Source organism: Rhizobium sp. Rhizsp42 (assembly GCF_047304155.1).
Lineage (GTDB): Bacteria > Pseudomonadota > Alphaproteobacteria > Rhizobiales > Rhizobiaceae > Rhizobium.
This window is the reverse complement of the sequence record NZ_JBGLYS010000014.1, coordinates 112,763-130,660: the sequence shown is the minus strand read 5'-3', so window position 1 is coordinate 130,660 and position 17,898 is coordinate 112,763. Positions and strand designations below refer to the sequence as shown.

General features: G+C 61.8%; 12 protein-coding genes and 1 pseudogene. 10 read left to right on the top strand and 3 right to left on the bottom strand.

Translation table 11 applies throughout. From position 1 onward, the window contains the following. Positions 1–22: 22 nt before the first annotated feature. The 3 genes from ACCD05_RS15650 to ACCD05_RS15640 all read right to left on the bottom strand — a co-directional run bounded on the left by ACCD05_RS15650 (position 23) and on the right by ACCD05_RS15640 (position 3,621). On the bottom strand, positions 23–1,048 hold the full coding sequence (locus tag ACCD05_RS15650) for an ABC transporter permease (RefSeq protein WP_018897612.1): 1,026 nt from the start codon (positions 1,046–1,048) through the stop codon (positions 23–25). Between the two features lie 35 nt (positions 1,049–1,083). Continuing rightward, positions 1,084–2,625, bottom strand: coding sequence for a sugar ABC transporter ATP-binding protein (locus tag ACCD05_RS15645; protein WP_112436978.1), 1,542 nt, complete (start codon positions 2,623–2,625; stop codon positions 1,084–1,086). Between the two features lie 66 nt (positions 2,626–2,691). Beyond that, complete coding sequence (locus ACCD05_RS15640; RefSeq protein WP_018897610.1) at positions 2,692–3,621, bottom strand: sugar ABC transporter substrate-binding protein; 930 nt, start codon at positions 3,619–3,621, stop codon at positions 2,692–2,694. A 1,209-nt stretch (positions 3,622–4,830) separates the two neighbouring features. Between ACCD05_RS15640 and ACCD05_RS15635 the strand changes: the two genes are divergently transcribed. The 10 genes and pseudogenes from ACCD05_RS15635 (at position 4,831) to ACCD05_RS15590 (ending at position 17,776) form a co-directional block, all read left to right on the top strand. Beyond that, entirely contained in the window at positions 4,831–5,376 is a 546-nt protein-coding gene (locus ACCD05_RS15635; protein WP_112950544.1) for a TetR/AcrR family transcriptional regulator, read from the top strand. Positions 5,377–5,602: 226 nt separating this feature from the next. Beyond that, positions 5,603–6,577 carry an NAD(P)-dependent oxidoreductase gene (locus ACCD05_RS15630; RefSeq protein ID WP_112950543.1) on the top strand — a complete coding sequence of 325 codons (975 nt, stop codon included), beginning with the start codon at positions 5,603–5,605 and terminating at the stop codon, positions 6,575–6,577. Positions 6,578–6,657: 80 nt separating this feature from the next. Next, a complete protein-coding gene (locus ACCD05_RS15625; RefSeq protein ID WP_112950542.1) occupies positions 6,658–7,260 on the top strand; it encodes a DsbA family protein in 603 nt (200 codons plus the stop codon). A 71-nt stretch (positions 7,261–7,331) separates the two neighbouring features. Continuing rightward, positions 7,332–8,711, top strand: a complete 1,380-nt coding sequence (locus ACCD05_RS15620) for an FAD-linked oxidase C-terminal domain-containing protein (protein ID WP_112950541.1) — start codon at positions 7,332–7,334, stop codon at positions 8,709–8,711. A 44-nt stretch (positions 8,712–8,755) separates the two neighbouring features. Further along, positions 8,756–11,101, top strand: a complete 2,346-nt coding sequence (locus tag ACCD05_RS15615) for a molybdopterin guanine dinucleotide-containing S/N-oxide reductase (protein ID WP_112989461.1) — start codon at positions 8,756–8,758, stop codon at positions 11,099–11,101. Between the two features lie 364 nt (positions 11,102–11,465). Beyond that, entirely contained in the window at positions 11,466–13,115 is a 1,650-nt protein-coding gene (locus ACCD05_RS15610) for an ABC transporter substrate-binding protein (protein WP_112950229.1), read from the top strand. Between the two features lie 33 nt (positions 13,116–13,148). After that, positions 13,149–14,159, top strand: a complete 1,011-nt coding sequence (locus tag ACCD05_RS15605) for an ABC transporter permease (protein ID WP_111562377.1) — start codon at positions 13,149–13,151, stop codon at positions 14,157–14,159. Continuing rightward, complete coding sequence (locus ACCD05_RS15600) at positions 14,156–14,995, top strand: ABC transporter permease (protein ID WP_413393781.1); 840 nt, start codon at positions 14,156–14,158, stop codon at positions 14,993–14,995. Before ACCD05_RS15605 ends, ACCD05_RS15600 begins: the two co-directional genes overlap by 4 nt. Next, positions 14,974–16,697: pseudogene (locus ACCD05_RS15595) on the top strand (ABC transporter ATP-binding protein). The gene ACCD05_RS15600 and the pseudogene ACCD05_RS15595 overlap by 22 nt, the downstream one beginning before the upstream one ends. Next, positions 16,694–17,776 carry an LLM class flavin-dependent oxidoreductase gene (locus ACCD05_RS15590; protein ID WP_112436968.1) on the top strand — a complete coding sequence of 361 codons (1,083 nt, stop codon included), beginning with the start codon at positions 16,694–16,696 and terminating at the stop codon, positions 17,774–17,776. The pseudogene ACCD05_RS15595 and the gene ACCD05_RS15590 overlap by 4 nt, the downstream one beginning before the upstream one ends. Positions 17,777–17,898 lie beyond the last annotated feature (122 nt).

Below are 17,898 nucleotides of genomic sequence, written 5' to 3'. Positions count from 1 at the left end.
GGCTACGCTCGGTTATTCTCGCTCAATGTTTCGCTCGCTTCTTCTGCCGATAGACGTCAATGACAACAGCAGCGACAATGATGAGGCCCTTCACGATTTCCTGGTAGTAGGCATCCACCCTGAGGAAGGTAAATCCAGAGGTCATGACGCCGAGGATAATGGTGCCGATGACAGTCCCGGTAATGCGGCCAACACCGCCGGTCAGCGAGGTTCCACCAATAACCGTGGCCGCAATCGCATCGAGTTCGTACATCACGCCCATACCTGCCTGCGCTGTTTGGGCTCGAGCAGCAGTGACCACGCCAGCAAGGCCCGCCAGCAAGCCAGCGATTGCATAGACTTTGATCAGATGGGCTTCGATGTTGATGCCCGACACTCGCGCGGCCTGAACGTTCGCACCAATCGCATAGGTGAACTTGCCGTACCGGGTATAGCGAAGTGCAATGTGAAAGATCAGTGCCACGACGAGGAAGACTACGACGGGCCATATCCCAGTGCCAATGAAATTGAACTGGTCCGTGAGGCCCGAAACCGGCTGGCCCTTCGTGTACCATTTGGAAATGCCGCGCGCCGAGACCATCATGCCGAGCGTGGCGATGAACGGCGGGATTTTGGTCTTGGCGATAAGCTGGCCGTTGATGTAGCCGGCGGCCAGGCCGATAAGCAGGCCGACGCCGATCGGGATGAAGAAGGGTAAATCAGTCAGGCTTGGGTACAGAGCCCGCGACCATGTCGAGGCCTGCGCGAAACTCGCGGCGATCATTGCTGTCATGCCGACGACAGATCCTGAGGACAGGTCGATGCCCCCAGTAATGATGACCTGCGTGACGCCGACGGCGATGATGCCGATGACGGACACCTGCAGGATCATGATCGTCAGGCGCTGCGAGTTGAACAGAAAGCTCTGCCCGACGAAGATCCAGCCCAGAACCTCGTACACGAGCGCGATGCCGATGAGCACGAGGAAGATGCTCAGCTCCGGCGGTACGCGACGGCGCCTGGGGCTCTTCAAAAGCGGGCCGGCGGCCTCTGCTGTATTGTTTGTCATGGAATCCTCCCTTAGATAATCGAAGATCGCGGCGGCTATTGCGCGGCGAGTTCCATCACCTTGATCTGCGTTGCTTCGTCTCGATTGAGAAAACCGGTCACCCGTCCCTCGTGCATCACCATGATGCGGTCGCTCATGCCCAGCACTTCGGGCATCTCCGACGAGATCATGATCACGGCCACGCCGTTGCGGGCCATCTCGGTGACCAGGCGGTGGATTTCCGCCTTGGCGCCCACGTCGATGCCGCGGGTCGGCTCGTCGAGAATGAGGATCTTCGGGTTGGTGAGCATCCAGCGGCCGATCAGGGCCTTCTGCTGATTGCCGCCGGACAGGTTCTCAATGCGCTCGAAGAGATTGGGCGTCTTTACGCGCAGCTGGCGCGCCATGGTCTCGCAGGCTTCTTCGATCTTGCTCTCCTGAACGAAGCCGCCCTTGACGAACTTGTCCTGAAGAACAGCAATCTGCATGTTCTCCAGAATGTTGAGAACGAGAAGACAGCCCGTATCCTTGCGGTCCTCGGTAAGAAAGGCCATGCGGTGCTTGATCGCCACCGTCGGCGAGGTGATGTCCACCCTTTCGCCGAAAAGCTCGATCGTGCCGGTCTTGGCCGGCGTCACGCCGAAGATCGTCTCTGCGACATTCGATCGGCCGGAGCCGACCAGGCCAGCCACGCCCAGAATCTCACCTGCGCGCACGTCGAAGGAGACGTCGCGGAAGAACCGTCCATCACTCAGATCCTTCACGGAAAGGACAACGTTGCCGATCGGAACCTCTTCCTTGGGGAACATCTGGGTGATCTCGCGGCCGACCATCATTCGGATGATGTCGTCGCGTGTTACGTCCGTCGACGCGTGGGTGCCAATGTACTTGCCATCTCGGAACACAGAGAACTCGTCGGCGATCTCGAACAACTCGTTCATCTTATGCGTAATGTAGACGATACCGATCCCCTGCGCCTTCAGGTCGCGGATGATGCGGAACAGGTGGGCGACTTCCCGCTCGGTAAGCGCCGACGTCGGCTCGTCCATGATGAGCACGTCGGATTTGTAGGAAACGGCCTTGGCGATCTCGACCATCTGGCGGCTGGCCACTGAAAGCTCACGGATCTGGATCTCGGGGTCGATCGCTATATTCAGTCGGTTCAACAGCTCTTCGGTCATCTGGCGCATGGCGCCGTGGTCGACGAATCCGAAGCGGTTCTTTGGTTCGCGGCGGATCCAGATGTTTTCGGCCACCGTCATGTAGGGCATCAGGTTGAGTTCCTGATGGATCATGGCGATGCCGTTCTCCAGCGCATCAAGCGGCGAGCGCAACTGGATCTCGATGCCCTTCAGACAGACCTGGCCCTTGTCCGGCGTATAGATGCCGGCCAGGATCTTCATCAAGGTCGACTTGCCCGCGCCATTTTCGCCCATCAAGGCATGAACCGTGCCACGCCGCAGGCGAAACTGCACGTCATCGAGCGCCACGACGCCCGGAAATTCCTTGCGGACACCTTCGGCACTCAAAAGAAATTCGGCGTTCGGCACTGCTCCGCTGGCGCGCACAGCCGCCATCGTGGATGGACTAACCACCATATCAAATCCTCCCTGATCCCACTGCGGTAGATGTGTGCGGGGATGCCCCGCACACAGGCAACAGCATCAGTTCTTGGAAGCGAAGTCCTTGACGTTTTCAGGCGTGACAAGCTGGAAGGGAATGTAAACCTTCTTGTCGACCTTTTCACCCTTGGCAAGCTTCAACGCCGCGTCGATCGAGCCTTTGCCCTGACCGGCAGCGTCCTGGAATACCGTCACGTCGAGATCACCCGCCTGCATGGAAGCCAGAGCGTCCTGCGTAGCGTCGATGCCGCCGACAACAACCTTCTTCATGTCCTTGCCAGCTGCCTTCAGCGCCTGGATGGCGCCGATCGCCATTTCGTCGTTGTTGGAGATGACAGCATCGAATTCGACACCACTCGACAGCCAGTTGGTCATCAGGTCGGAACCCTGGGTGCGATCCCAGTTGGCGGTCTGCTCTTCGACGATTTCAATGCCCTTGCACTCGTCAGTCTTGATGACGTCATGGATGTCCTGGGTACGCATGCGAGCGGCCTGGTTGGAGAGCTCGCCCATGATAACAACGGCCTTGCCTTTGCCACCGAGAATGCGGCAGATTTCCTTGGTCTGCAGCGTGCCGGATTCCTGCTCGTTCGACGCTACAAATGCCTGCTTGTCCGGCAGCGTGTCGACGTTAACGGGCTGGCGGTTCACGTAGACGAGCGGGATGCCTGCATCCGCGGCAAGCTTCGACATGGCGGCCGTCGCATCGGTATCGACGGGATTGACCACGATGGCATCGACCTTCGAAGCGATGAAATTCTGGATCTGGCTCTGCTGCTTCGAAACGTCGTTTTGCGCGTCTTCAACCTGCAGCGTGACGCCGTTGAGCGTTTTGGCGTAGTCGCTCATGCCGTTGCGCAGAACCGTCAGGAAGTTGTCGTCGAACTTGGCGATTGATACGCCGACGGTTTCGGCGTGTGCTGCCGTCGACAAGGCGAGCATCATCGTTGCGCCCAAGATAAGCTTTTTCATGTTTTCTCCTCCATAAAACGGTGTCCGGCTGCACCCTCCTCACGCCGGAACTCCTGGCTCCCACCAGGAAGTCGATCGATCGGCCATCGTTAATGAAACAAATAGACCGAAATCTTGCATAGATGAAATATTCATTCCATTATTTTTGAGCAAGGTCAAGACGTTTGTATTCGGCTTCGATAAAGGTTCGGCATTGGTCGAGGCGGCAGCAATTCCGAGCAAAGCGAACGGTTCGCCCAGTATTTGCGAACGGACACTCAGAACGGCCGTTCCAACGCATCAGCCACATCAATGGACACTCAAGTTAAGTCGGTGACGGTGGCTGATTTCAGCCGTTTCCTGGGAAGCATCGCGTTCACACAGCGCCACATCGGACGATCCGAAGGTGGTTCGGTCATCGCTTCAGAAGACGTTCTGTCGTGCCCTCAGAAACACTGACCGTCTGGCTAATATCTCACGCATCCATCATCCCTTCATTCATAGTGAAAGAGTTTCGATGTGCTCTCGCAAATTCTTGTTGTGTCGTCTCGTCGCTCTGGATGCCACAGCATAGGAAGCGGGCACGAGGTGAAAATGGCGCAGAACATTCGTATTAGCCAAAGCCCCTTGAAGCGATCCAGAGGATCGATCTGTCTCTTCGGCGTCCACCCGCCGAACGCACGCTTTTAAGCACCCTCCTCCTCCGCCAAACGCCGACGCTGGTCTGGCAGTCTTCGCGGATCCCTTCCAATGCCTCCACGACAGTTTAACCACTGGTTCCACAGAGGTCTCAACAATCGGGCCAAAGATAGTCATCTGCCATTTCAAAAAGCCGGAACGAACCATGCAGAGGCACCGATCATCAGGCGCGTTACAACGGTTCGTCTTTATGCATTCAGCCACCCCTAATTGTTTTTCGGCTCATCCAGTCGCTGGGCCGCGCAAGCAATTCGCTACCATCGCCTCAAAGCCATCAATGCCTCGAATATTGCGGCATCCATCGGCTGAAAGTTCCAAACCGCTACGCTCTTCTCAGGCTCCCAAACGTAACGTGACAACGCCCAAGCGTTGCCCGTAACAGCAGCAAATGTGAGCCGGAGCCCAAAAGCTCCAGACTTGAGAAATGACGCGGTAGCAAACGTCGATCCGCTCGCCTGCGGGTATTGACCGAAATGAGCGACAACTCCAAGAGTGCCGTGTTGACGTTCAACTGACGCGCAGGCTGCTCAAATGTCTTCCGAGACCAAATCCAGTCGTGATGACTTGCTCGCCCGGCTGGGTGACATTTTCTATGCCAACGGCACCTACCTCGTCGGCATGGCGGAGCTGATCAAGCATCTGCAGACGACGAGGGTGACCTTCTACCGGCACTTCGGAAGCAAGGAAGAGATGATCGTCGCCTATCTGCAGCAGCGCGATGCAGCCGTGCGCGACCAGCTAGCGCAGGTAGTGGGAGATCGAACAGGGCCGGAGGCGGCGCTCGATATCTTTTCGAACCTCGAGCAGAAGACCAGCGCGGAAAATTTCCGTGGCTGCGCCTTCTTCCTAGCGGCGATCGAGAATCCGCAATCGGCGAAAATCCAGAGCGCGGCGCGCAGCCACAAGGATTTTCTAAAGAGCTTCTTCCTCAGCCTGATGCCGAATCCCGACGACGCCCTCGCCGAGCAGCTGCTCCTGCTTTACGAGGGCGCATTGGCAAGTTCCGCCTTGCGGCGCGAGGCCGGAGCGGCCGCGACCGCCCGGTCGATCGCAGCCCATCTCATGTCGGACGCCTGAGCGGCTACGACCACCGACAAAGCGCACCCGACGCTCTCCTGATCCGCGGGACGCGCGCCACAACCGGAGGCGCAAGCGCCCGGAGAATATTCCAAATTACGACGGGCAATTGGAACGTTGTTTCTTCGGCGAAAGCCGATTCATGCCATAAATGGCCCCGACTAGAACGATCGTTCTACATCGTAGATTGGAACGATAAGACGAATTGCGCAATGGGGCTCACATCATGTCATCAAAGACCGGCTGGACCGAAAACCGGCCGCCCGTTATCGCCTGCAACCTGGACCCCGAGCAGGCCAAGAAGCTGAGCACTCATACAAGCCAGCCGAAGGTTCTCAGCTATTGCGACACCGCTCCGGCATGGGATGTGCCGAAGGATGCGGACTTCCTTTTCACCTTCTTTCGCGGCTGGGACTCAGCCTCCCGGCAGAAGCCCGAGGGATGGCCGTTCAACCTGAAATGGGTGCAGATCGCGTCGGCCGGCATCGATGCATTTCCCGACTGGGTTTTTGAGGTACCGCTGGTCACTACTGGTCGCGGCATCTCGGCCGAAGCAATCGCGGAGTATGTGGTCGCCACTGTCTTCGCCCACGAAAAGCAAATGTTCGACGGCCTGCTCGCGCGCTCCGCCGACGAATGGACGAAGCGCACGCTCGGTCTCGTCTCCGGCAAATCGGTCGGCATCTACGGTTACGGCGCGATCGGCCGCCGTGCTGCGGAAAAGCTCAACGCTCTCGGCATGACTGTCTCCGCCGTCAAGCGCGAGGCCTCCCGGGAAGCCGGCGACGTCAACTTCTTCGCATCGCTGCAAGAGATGGTCGGCTCGGTCGATCACCTCGTTCTGGCCGTGCCACTGACGCAGGCCACCCGGCGCTCGGTTAACGCGGAGATCTTTGCGGCAGCCAAGCCCGGTCTGCATGTCATCAATATCTGCCGCGGCGAAGTGCTCGACGACGAGGCCCTGCTGGCAGCGCTCGACAACGGCCAGGTCTCGGCCGCCACGCTCGATGTGACGGCCCCCGAGCCGCTGCCACAAGGTCACGTCTTCTACACTCATCCGAGAATTCGCCTGACGCCGCACATCTCCTGGTCGTCGGAAGACAATGCGGAGCGCATCGCCGCCAAGCTGCACGGCAATCTCGACCGCTATCTGGCGGGGGAGACGCTCACCGATATCGTCGTAGCCGCGCGCGGATACTGACATCGCAGGGCGGGAGGAATGAGTTTGCAACTCAATACGGCTCATGGCCAACGGCGACAACACCATCCAGAGGACATCAAATGACAAAGACCATCGACTATTTCTTCGGCGTCGGCTCGCCCTGGGCCTTCATCGGCCTCGCCCCATTCGCCGAACTCGCTGCAAAGCAGAATGCCGTGATCAAGCCCTATGTCATTCCCCTGATCGAGGACAATGGCGGCATCTACTCGCGCAATCGCCCGGAAGCGCGCCGCGCCTATTGGATGAAGGACCTGAAGCGCTGGGCGGCCCTGCGCGGCAAGGTACTGAACTTTGAAAACCGGGGAGCCCTTTCCGACCCGACACCGGCCGGCTTCATGCTGATCGCCGCGATCGAGAACGGCCAGGACTGGCTGAAGCTCGCGAGCGCGCTGCAGGAAGCCTTCTGGACCGGTGGCGAGGATATCGGCAACGCCGCTGTTCGGCGCGCTATCGCCGATGGCGAGGGTTTCGACGGCGCGGCATTGGATGAGCAGGGTGCGAGCGAGGCCATGCAGGCGGTCTGGAAGGCCAATTACGAAACCGCCAAGGCAGCCGGCGTCTTCGGCCTTCCGACCTACCGCTACGAGGACGAACTCTACTGGGGACAGGACAGCCTTCACTTCCTTGAGCGTCACCTCAAGGGCGAAAAGCTGGTCGCCTGACCTGATACCAGGCCGGGCTTCGTAACGGGGCCCGGCTTGTTTGTTTCGAGACTATTTCCGCGGAGTTGATCATGTCCCCCACCCTTCCGTCGTCGCTCGGCGAAACCCTGCGGCAGCTTTTCGGCGACCGCTTCTCGACGGCGCAGGCGCTTCGCGAACAGCACGGCCGCGGCGAATCCCACTACACGCCGGCGATCCCGGATGCCGTGGTGTTTGCTGAGAGCACGGAAGAAGTGGCGCAGATCGTCCGGCTTTGCGCGGCAGAAGGTGTGCCAGTCATCGCATTCGGGGCCGGAACGTCGCTCGAAGGTCATCTGACGGCGGCGCGCGGCGGCGTTTCGATCGATCTCTCGCGTATGTCACAGATCTCCCGCGTCAGCGCGGAGGATCTCGACTGCACGGTCGAGGCCGGCGTCACCCGCGAGCAGCTCAACACTCATCTCCGCGACATGGGGCTTTTCTTCCCGATCGACCCGGGCGCCAATGCCTCGATCGGCGGCATGGCCGCGACGCGTGCGTCCGGAACCAATGCGGTGCGCTACGGCACGATGCGCGAGAACGTGCTGTCGCTGACCGTCGTGCTCCCCAATGGCCAGATCATCCGCACCGGTGGCCGGGCGCGCAAATCGTCTGCAGGCTACGACCTGACGCGGCTCTTCGTGGGCTCCGAGGGCACACTCGGCATCATCACGGAAGTGACGCTGCGGCTTTACGGCATTCCCGAAACCATCTCGGCCGCACTCTGCTCATTCGAGACCGTCGAGCAGGCGGTCGCCGCCGCGATCGCGGTCGTGCAGCTCGGCATACCCGTTGCCCGCATGGAGCTGATGGACCGTGGGCTGATCCAGGCGGTGAACGCCTATTCCGGCCTCTCGCTGAAGATCGAGGACACGCTGGCTTTCGAGTTTCACGGCTCGCCCGCCAGCGTCCAGGAACAGGTCGAGATGGTCGCGGCGATCGCCGAGGACATTGGTGGCCGGGACTTCGAGTGGGCCAACGCGCCTGAGGACCGCAACCGCCTATGGAAGGCACGCCACAACGCATTTTACGCCGTCGTCTCGCAGCGCCCGAACGCCAAAGGCTGGTCGTCCGATGTCTGCGTGCCGGTATCGGAACTCAGCGGCTGCATCATCAAGACCCGCGAACTGCTTGAGACCTGCAGCGTGCCCGCCGCCATCCTCGGCCATGTGGGAGACGGCAACTACCACGTCGTCTTCGCGGTCGATCCGGACAACCACGCCGAACTCGAGGAGGTCGCGGCCATCAACAAGAAGATGGTGCGATACGCGATTTCCGTCGGCGGAACGTCAACCGGCGAACATGGCGTCGGCTCGGGCAAGATCGCCTATATGCGCGAGGAACACGGCGATGCCGTCGACCTGATGGCGGTCATCAAGAGCGCCATCGATCCCCAGAATATCATGAACCCCGGAAAGATCCTTCCGCGATAGATCCCACATTCTCCAACCGACCGCGATGGCGAGGGCGTTTCGACATGAATGCGTTTAAACCTCACAGCTCTCACTGGGGCGCGTTCTCCGGCCGAATGGCCGATGGCCGGCTGGAGATAAAGCCTCACCCTGATGATCCGCATCCGTCGCCGCTGCTGGGCAATCTGGCGGCGATCGCCGATAGTCCGGTGCGCATCAGGCGACCGGCCGTGCGGCGGGGCTGGCTTGAGGGAAAGCCCGGCCACGCGCAAAAACGCGGCGCCGACGACTATGTCGAAGTCAGCTGGTCGGAGGCGGCGGAGCTCGTCGCGGCGGAGCTTCGCCGGGTTTACGAGACTTTTGGCCCGACGGCCGTCTTCGGCGGTTCCTACGGTTGGGCGAGCGCCGGCCGGTTCCATCATGCACAGAGCCAGATCCATCGCTTCCTCAATGTGCTCGGCGGCTATGTGCGTTCCGTCAACACCTACAGTTCCGGCGCGGCGATGGTCATCATCCCGCATGTGCTCGGCCCTTATGACAGCTTCGACCGCAAGAGCGTCACTTGGGATGCGATCGAGCGCAGCAGCGAGCTGATCGTCGCCTTCGGCGGCATGGCAATCAAGAATGCTGATGTGCACGGCGGCGGCATCAGCAACCATGTCGTGCTGCCGAAGCTGAAAGGGGCGAGCGCCCGCGGCGCGCGCTTCGTGCTGGTCAGCCCCTTGGCCGATGATTTTCCAGCCGAAGTGAATGCCGAGTGGATGCCCGTCGTTCCCGGTACCGACGTGGCCTTGATGCTGGGCCTCGCGCATGTGCTCGTCAGCGAAAAGCTGCACGATCGCCAATTTCTCGACCGCTACACGGTCGGCTACGACCGCTTCGAGAATTATCTCCTCGGCCGCGCGGACGGCATGCCAAAGACCCCCGAATGGGCGGCCTCGATATGCGGCATCGGCGCTGACGCCATCCGCGACCTCGCGCGCGCCATGGCGCGGTCCAGGACACTGATCACCGTCAGCCATTCGCTGCAACGCGCCGATTTTGGCGAGCAGCCGGTGTGGATGGGGATCGTGCTTGCGGCCATGCTCGGGCAGATCGGGCTGGATGGCTGCGGCTATTCCTATTCGCTCGGTGCCCTCGGCAATATCGGCAAGAAGCTTCTCGCCGTGCCGCTGCCGACGCTCAACCAGTTCAAGAACCCGGTGCCCGATTTCATTCCCTGCGCGCGGATCGCCGACATGCTGCTCGGCCCCGGCGAAGCGTTTCACTATAACGGCCAAGCTCTTCGCTATCCCGATATCCGCCTGGTCTACTGGGCGGGCGGCAATCCGTTTCATCATCACCAGGATATCAACCGGCTGCGGGCGGCGTTCCGGCGGCCGGAGACGATCATCGTGCATGAATCGGCCTGGACTTCGACGGCGCGACACGCCGACATCGTGCTTCCGGCAACCACGACGCTCGAGCGTGACGACATAGGTGCTGCGGATCGCGACCAGCTGATGATCGCGATGAAGCACCTGATCGAGCCGGTCGGCGAAGCCAGGGATGACTACGAGATTTTTGCCGAGATCGCGCGGCGGCTCGGCAAGTTCGAGCTTTTCACCGAAAACCGCACGAGCCGCGAATGGCTGGCCTTTCTGTTCGAGACGACGCGTCAGGCGCTCGCCGCCGGCAACCACGAGGCGCCTGATTTCGAGACATTCTGGGAGCGAGGCGAATTGCGCCTTCCCAGCAAGCCCGACGATGGCGGCCCGGCGAACGGGTTCCGGCATGATCCGGACGCCTCGCCGCTGCAGACGCCGTCGGGAAAGATCGAGATCTTCTCCGAGACGGTCGCGCGCTTCGGCTACGACGATTGCGGCGGCCATCCGCAATGGTATCCGCCGGGCTCGAGAGGAGAGGCCGGGGACGAAGCCCGCTATCCCCTGCACCTGATCTGCAATCAGCCCTACCAGCGCCTGCATAGCCAGCTGGACTATGGCGCCTTCAGCCGCTCGACGAAGATCGACGGTCGTGAACCGATCCGGATCAATCCCGCCGATGCGATCGCGCGCGGTATTTTGGACGGCGATATCGTCAGGCTGTTCAACGGGCGCGGCAGCTGCCTCGCTGCCGCGATCCTCAGCGACGACGTGCGGCCGGGCGTGATGCAGCTGGCGACCGGCGCTTGGTTCGAGCCCGCCGATCCTGAAGCGGAAACCACCATTTGCATTCACGGAAACCCGAACATCCTGACGCGCGACATCGGCACGTCTAAGCTGGCGCAGGGCTCGACCGGGCAGATCACGCGGGTTGAACTTGAGCGCTTTGCCGGCCCATTGCCGCCAGTTCGAATCTTCGAACCGATGCGCTTCGTGGCGCGCGAAGACCATGCCGGCATCGAGGCCGCGCTCGACGATCGGACGTGAGGTCCGCTCTTGGAAAACGCCCTGAAACACCAATCCAAACAGCGTCCGAAATTCCGGCAAATTAATCTATAAATTCCATAGAAAAAGAATAACTAATCTTTCTCCGATGGGATGCGCTGCTAGGCTGTCCGTCATGAACTTGAAGCCGAAACGAGGGAGCTTTTCATGACCGACACAAAGACCAGAACGCACGGTCCGCGCGCGATGTGCCCCACCATGCCGGCCCGATAACGCCGGGCTTTCCTCCCGCGCCTATCGCTCATGCACCCTTACAAGTCGCGGCACTTCGCCGAGGCCTCGCGCCCGCACGTCTCCGCGACCCGTCACCATAACCAAGATATCACTCCCATCATCTGGATCACCCATGACCGAACGTTCCTCCCTGCTCTCCCTCTCCCGACGTCGTCTGTTGATCACCACATCCGTGGCCGCTTGTGCAGCGCTCGTTGCCTCGGCAACTCGTTTCGCGCAGGCCGCCGACGCGCCGCGCGAAGGTGGCGACATCACCTTCCTGATCGATTCCCTCGGTGACACCTGGATCCCGAACAACAGCGCGATCTCCAGCTTTCAGGGCCATATCTGGGGCCACGTCACCGACAAGCTGCTCTACGTCGACCAGGACGGCAAGGTCAGCCCGTGGCTGGTCGAGCGCTGGGAACAGAATGACAAGGCAACCGAATTCACGCTTCATCTGAAGAGCGGCGTGACCTTCTCGGACGGAGCGCCGCTCGATGCGGCCGCCGTCGTCGCCAATCTCGATATCTGGTACGCGGGCCGAAAGAATGAAGGCATCAACCCGATCGGCCTCTTCCCCAAGACCTATGACCACGCCGAGGCCGTCGATGCCGGCACCGTGAAGGTCTTCTTCAAGAAGCCCACGCTCGGCTTCATACCGACGCTCGGCTATCACGGATCGATCCTGATCTCTCCCAAGAGCATCGCGCTGCCGGCCTCTGAGCAGGCCGACCTCAGCAAGACCGCCGGCAGCGGCCCGTTTGTGGTGGAAAGCTGGAAAGAGGGCGATCACGTCACGCTGGTCAAGCGCAAGGACTACAACTGGGGACCGGAAGCCGTCGGCCACACCGGCCCCGCCTTCCTCGATTCCATCACCTACAAGCTGGTGTCGGAACCATCCCTCCGGGTCGCCTCGGTTCAATCCGGCCAGGCCGACATTGCCTACAATGCCTCTCCGCAGGAGCTGAAGTCGCTCAAGGACGAAGGTTTCACCATCGCCACGCCGCGCTATCTCGGCTTCGTCAATGGCTGGGCGGTCAACACCAAGCTGGCGCCCTATGACAACGTCAAGGTTCGCCAGGCCCTGCAGGCCGGCATCAACCGGCAGGAAATCATCGACACCGTCTATACGCCGGACTGGAAGCTGGCGACGTCCTTCATCCAGAGCAACGTGCCGGGCGCCACCGACCACAGCGATCTTTTGAGCTACAATCCCGAGAAGGCCGAAAAGCTGCTCGACGAAGCCGGTTGGGCAAAGGGCGCAGACGGCATTCGCAGCAAGGACGGCAAGCCGCTGGTGCTGACCATCCACTCCAACCCCTATCTCGCCACCTCAAAGTCGGTCGACGAGCTGATCGCCCAGCAACTCGGCAAGATCGGCTGGAAGGTTGCGATCCGGACCTATGACGTCGTGACCTTCGGCGAAAAGGTGAAGTTCGGCGGAGCGGCCGTCCCGACCTACGAGGTGACGCGCAGCTTCATCGACGCCGGCACGGTCGCCAGCATCCTGACAAACGCGAACAATGGCGAGAACTGGTTCGCGCTGGACGACCGCGACGCCAAGCTCAACGACCTTCGCGACAAGATCGCTGGCGCCGGCTCCATCGATGAACGCAAGCCGCTCCTCGACGACCTGCAGCAATATGTTCTCGAACAGGGCTACTTCATTCCGCGCACGCAGATCGTCCAGCGCATCTATGTGCAGTCGCCGAAGCTGAAGGGCGAGGTCTATAACGGCGTCGCCTATGCCAGCTACTACACGGCCTCGCTCGTCGGCTGACGCGCGAACACCTGAAACATGTGAGGCATCGGCATGAACAATGTCTACCTAACCTACGCCGCCAAACGGCTCGGCCAGGCTGCCGTCGTCATCCTGCTGGCCTATGTGTTCACCTTCGTGGTCGTCAGCATCCTGCCTGGCGACCCGATCACCAGCGTCCTGCGCAACCCGCAGAATGGCTTCAGCGAAGAAGAGATTGCCGAGATTATCGCCGCGCAGGGCCTCGACAAGCCTGTGATCGTGCAGCTGTGGAACGCGCTTTCCGGCTTCCTGACCGGCGATCTCGGCATGTCGATGCGCTCCAACAGACCCGTCGCCACCCTGATCGGCGAGGTGCTGCCCTCGACGCTCATCCTGGCGGCCGCCGGCCTCGCGGTCGCGTTGGTGCTCGCCATGGCGGTCGCCTATGGCACCCGCTTCGTGCCCAAGCGGTTCGGACAGGGGCTGTTGCGCGGCTTTCCGTCGCTTTTCCTCTCCGTACCGAATTTCGTCATCGGCCTAGTGCTGATCCACGTCTTCGGCTTCCAGCTCGGCCTCTTCCGGGTGATCAACCCCGACAGCGCTTGGGCGACCTTCTTTGCCGCTGTCGCACTCGGCATTCCGGTCTCCGCGCAGATCGCCGAAGTTCTGATCGCCAATCTCGACAAGGAAGCCGAGCAGGAATATGCCGCCGTTGCGCGCAGCCGCGGCATCGGCCAGATGCGCCTCTTCGTCCGGCATCTCCTCAAGCCCGCCTCGCTGCCCGTCGTAACCGTCGTCGCGCTGACCATCGGCGAGCTGCTCGGCGGCTCTCTGATCACCGAAACCGTGTTTGGACGCACCGGCGTCGGCAGTCTGGTGCAGCGGTCGGTGAGCACGCAGGACTTGCCGGTGCTGCAGGCGATCGTCTCGCTTGGCGCCGTCGTCTTCGTGCTCGTCAACCTGATCGCCGATCTCCTCTACCCGCTGCTTGATCCTCGCGTGCAGCTCCTCGGAGCCGCGAAGCGTCGCCCGACAACGGCCGATGACAGCGCGCTCGGCACGACAACGGCGGTGCATCCATGAGCCTCGTTTCCAATCTCTCCCTCTCAGGCTCCGATCGGCTCGCCGCTCTGCGCCTCGCTGCCACCGTCGTGCTATCATTCGCGATTATCGCGATCGTGATCGGATGGTCGATCGCGCCGCAGTTGTTCACCAGCCATAGCCCTGTTGTCGGTGTTCCCGCCGACAAGCTGCTGGGCCCGAGCCTCGCGCATTGGTTTGGCACCGATCATCTCGGCCGCGATGTCTATGCCCGCGTCGTCTTCGGCACCGCCTCGTCGGTCTCCAGCGCGCTCGTCGCCGTCGTCATCGGCGTCGTGGCGGGCGGGTTGATCGGGCTGGTCGCCGGCTTTCTTGGCGGATGGGTCGATATCGTCTTCGCACGGCTAGTCGATGTGCTGCTCTCCATTCCCAAGTTTCTGCTGGCGGTCATCGTGGTGACGGCCATCGGCTTCGAGACGATCAACGCCGCCATCGCGACCGGTGTCTCGGCCGTCGCCTTCTTCGCGCGCGTCACGCGCTCGGAGGTCATCAAGACCCGGCAGTCGACCTTCGTCGAGGCCTCGTTCCTGTCGGGCGGTTCGCGCTGGTACATCCTCTTGCGCCATGTACTCCCGAACGCCTCGCGCTCGGTATTGCCGCTCGCCGTTCTGCAATTCGGCGAGTCCATCCTCGTCATCGCCAGCCTTGCCTTCCTCGGCTACGGCGACCCGCCGCCAGCCTCCGATTGGGGCCTGCTGATCTCGATCGGAAAGGATTATCTCAAATGGCCCTGGCTCGTTTATGCACCCGCTTTCGTCACGATCGCGACCGTCCTCTCTGTGAACAGGATCAGCCGATGGCTTCGCAAAACAGACTGAACACCGCCTTCATCGCCCAGCAGGACGCCGTTGTCGCGACCAGCGCGGCACCACTCCTGGCCGTCGAAAACCTCTCGGTGTCCTATGGACGCCAGGAGGTGGTCCATGGCGTCGACTTCGAACTCGGACGGGGCAAGAGCTTGGCGCTCATCGGCGAATCCGGATCGGGCAAATCGACGATCGCGCGTGCCGTGTTGCGGCTGCTGCCAAGTGGCGGCGCGGCGAATGGGACGATCGTGTTCGGCGGTAAGGACATACTGGCGCAATCCGAGCGCCAGTTCCGGCCGCTTCGCGGACGCAAGATCGGCTTCGTGCCGCAGGACCCGGGCAACGCGCTCAATCCCGTTCGCACGATCGGCGCGCAAGCGTTGGAGGCCGCGGCGCTGACCGACGAACCCAATGCGGCGATCCGCGAGGCGCTCATCCTCGAAACCTTCGCGCAGGTCGGCCTCGACAATCCCGCCCGCGTCTACGAATCCTACCCGCACCAGCTTTCCGGCGGCATGCTCCAGCGTGTGCTGATCGGTCTCGCGGTACTGCCCCGCCCCGCGCTTCTCGTCGCCGACGAGCCGACCTCGGCGCTCGACGTCACCATCCAGAAACGGATTCTCGATCTGCTGTCGCGCCTGCAGCATGAGCTCGACATCAGCCTTCTCCTGATTACCCACGACCTGGCGATCGCCGCCGAGCGCGCGGATTCGCTGGTTGTGCTCAAGAACGGAACGGCGCAGGAAGTGGGCCGGACATCGACGGTCTTCGCCGCACCGGTATCAGACTATGCCCGCAAGCTGCATGCCGATGTTCCAGCCCTCAATCCGAACCGCTACGCGAGGCTTCGCGACCCCGGCCTCGCGCTTCTCAAGGACAGCAGTAGCACGCCAAAAATCACCGTCGGCGGCGTGACGAAGCGGTTCACGGTCGACGGCAAGACGCTGACGGCGGTGGACGACATCTCCTTCGAGGTCCCCGCGGGAACCACGCACGCGCTGGTCGGCGAATCCGGTTCCGGCAAGACGACCACCATCCGGCTGCTGCTCGGACTGGAGGAGCCCGACAGCGGCGCGATCACCGTCGCCGGCGAAACGGTGACTGGTCAAAGCCGGACCGCGTTGCGCTCCGTGTGGCGCCACCTGCAACTCGTCTACCAGAACCCGTTCACCTCGCTCGACCCGACCTGGAAGGTCGAGCACCTCGTTCGCGAGCCGCTCGACAGGTTCAAGATCGGCACGCCTATGGAGCGCAACCTTCGCGTTCGCGAGGCCCTGGCCGATGTCGGGCTTGGCGAGCATCTGCTGGGCCGCAAGCCGGGCGCACTATCAGGCGGCCAGCGCCAGCGCGTGGCGATCGCCAGATCGCTGGTGCTGAGGCCTGATGTCATCGTGCTCGACGAACCGACCTCCGCGCTCGATGTCAGTGTCCAGGCCGATATCGTCGAGGTGCTGCTGTCGCTGCAGGCAAAGCTCGGCCTGACCTATGTCTTCGTCTCGCACGATCTGGCCCTGGTACGCCAACTCGCGCACACCGTCTCGGTTATGCGGCAGGGCCGCATCGTCGAGCATGGAACGGTCGCCGAGATTTTCGAAGCGCCGAAGGATCCCTACACCGCGTCCCTGCTGGAATCTATCCCCGCGGGGATCGCCGAAGCCGCTCCACGCCGCGCGGCAAGCTCCGGCAAGTCAATCGTCAGGAGCAAATCGCATGACCATCGCCGCATCCGCCAATACCGTGCCTGTGGGCTTCCGGCCGAAGCAACGACTGGGTTTCAACACGCGCGTGTCGTTCAGCGACGACACCGGTCCGGCCCAAGGCCTGAAGGATGGTATCGAGCTGTTCAGGCAGGCCGAGGCGCTCGGCTATCAATCGGGCTGGGCCTACCAGCGGCACTTCGACCACTATCTGTCCTCGCCGCTTCCGTTCTTTGCCGCCGCTGGCCAGCACACCAGCCGCATCACGCTCGGTTCTGCGGTGATCCCGATGCGCTATCAGGATCCGATCCTGCTTGCAGAAGCGGCCGGCACCACGGATCTCCTGATCGGCGGTCGCTTGGAACTGGCGATCTCAACGGGCGCCAACGCTGCCTTCGACGCCGTGTTCGGCACCACCGACACCGATGCGCGCACTGAAGCCAAGCGCCGCCAGGCGCGGTTTCTCGCTGCAATCTCGGGCCAGGTGCTTCATACCGTAACTGAACCCGGTCAGGGCGCACCTCAAGGCGCCGAGTTACGGGTGACGCCGCACAGCCCGACATTGCGGGCGCGTATCCGCCAGGGCTCGGCGAGCCTGAGCTCGGCCGTGCAGGCGGCGGAACTCGGCATCGGCCTGATCTCGGGAACCGTGTTGCATGACCTGGACGAGGGCGAGACCTTCGGCCAATACCAGGCCCGGATCATCAAAGCCTACCGGTCGACCTGGCGCAGGCTCTGGAAAACCGAACCGCCTCCGGTCGCCGTCGCCGCCTCTATCCTTGTCGGCACAAGCGCCGACGTCCGCGAGAAATACGCCGCCTACGATCTCGAGCGGCGAACCAAGGGCATTGCCGCATCGCGCCCTAACGGCGCGCTCGCGCCGCCCACGCAATCCGCCGATCTCAGGATCTCGCCGGTGTTTCAAGGCTCGCCCGACGAGGTGATCGACGCCGTCTTCAACGACCCAGGCCTTGCGGCCGCCGACGAGGTGGTGCTGTTCCTTCCCCCCGCCTTCGGCCTGCCCGACAACATCAGGCTGTTGACCGACCTTTCCCGCACGGTCGCGCCAGCGCTTGGCTGGACGCCCGGCTTCTAGCCTCAAGCAGAGCAGACATAGCGACCACCGCCCTCACTCAAAACCGCACGGCAGCAAAATATTCTATCTTTTCTATAGAAATAGAAATGTCTCTCTTCATTATCAATTCGCCACTGCTTAAC

Bases quoted from the DNA above. Each gene is read 5' to 3' on its own strand.
- ACCD05_RS15610 (WP_112950229.1), top strand. From the start codon at position 11,466: ATGACCGAACGTTCCTCCCTGCTCTCCCTCTCCCGACGTCGTCTGTTG.
- ACCD05_RS15620 (WP_112950541.1), top strand. From the start codon at position 7,332: ATGTCCCCCACCCTTCCGTCGTCGCTCGGCGAAACCCTGCGGCAGCTT.
- ACCD05_RS15650 (WP_018897612.1), bottom strand. From the start codon at position 1,048: ATGACAAACAATACAGCAGAGGCCGCCGGCCCGCTTTTGAAGAGCCCC.
- ACCD05_RS15590 (WP_112436968.1), top strand. From the start codon at position 16,694: ATGACCATCGCCGCATCCGCCAATACCGTGCCTGTGGGCTTCCGGCCG.
- ACCD05_RS15645 (WP_112436978.1), bottom strand. From the start codon at position 2,625: ATGGTGGTTAGTCCATCCACGATGGCGGCTGTGCGCGCCAGCGGAGCA.
- ACCD05_RS15630 (WP_112950543.1), top strand. From the start codon at position 5,603: ATGTCATCAAAGACCGGCTGGACCGAAAACCGGCCGCCCGTTATCGCC.
- ACCD05_RS15615 (WP_112989461.1), top strand. From the start codon at position 8,756: ATGAATGCGTTTAAACCTCACAGCTCTCACTGGGGCGCGTTCTCCGGC.
- ACCD05_RS15600 (WP_413393781.1), top strand. From the start codon at position 14,156: ATGAGCCTCGTTTCCAATCTCTCCCTCTCAGGCTCCGATCGGCTCGCC.
- ACCD05_RS15635 (WP_112950544.1), top strand. From the start codon at position 4,831: ATGTCTTCCGAGACCAAATCCAGTCGTGATGACTTGCTCGCCCGGCTG.
- ACCD05_RS15625 (WP_112950542.1), top strand. From the start codon at position 6,658: ATGACAAAGACCATCGACTATTTCTTCGGCGTCGGCTCGCCCTGGGCC.
- ACCD05_RS15640 (WP_018897610.1), bottom strand. From the start codon at position 3,621: ATGAAAAAGCTTATCTTGGGCGCAACGATGATGCTCGCCTTGTCGACG.
- ACCD05_RS15605 (WP_111562377.1), top strand. From the start codon at position 13,149: ATGAACAATGTCTACCTAACCTACGCCGCCAAACGGCTCGGCCAGGCT.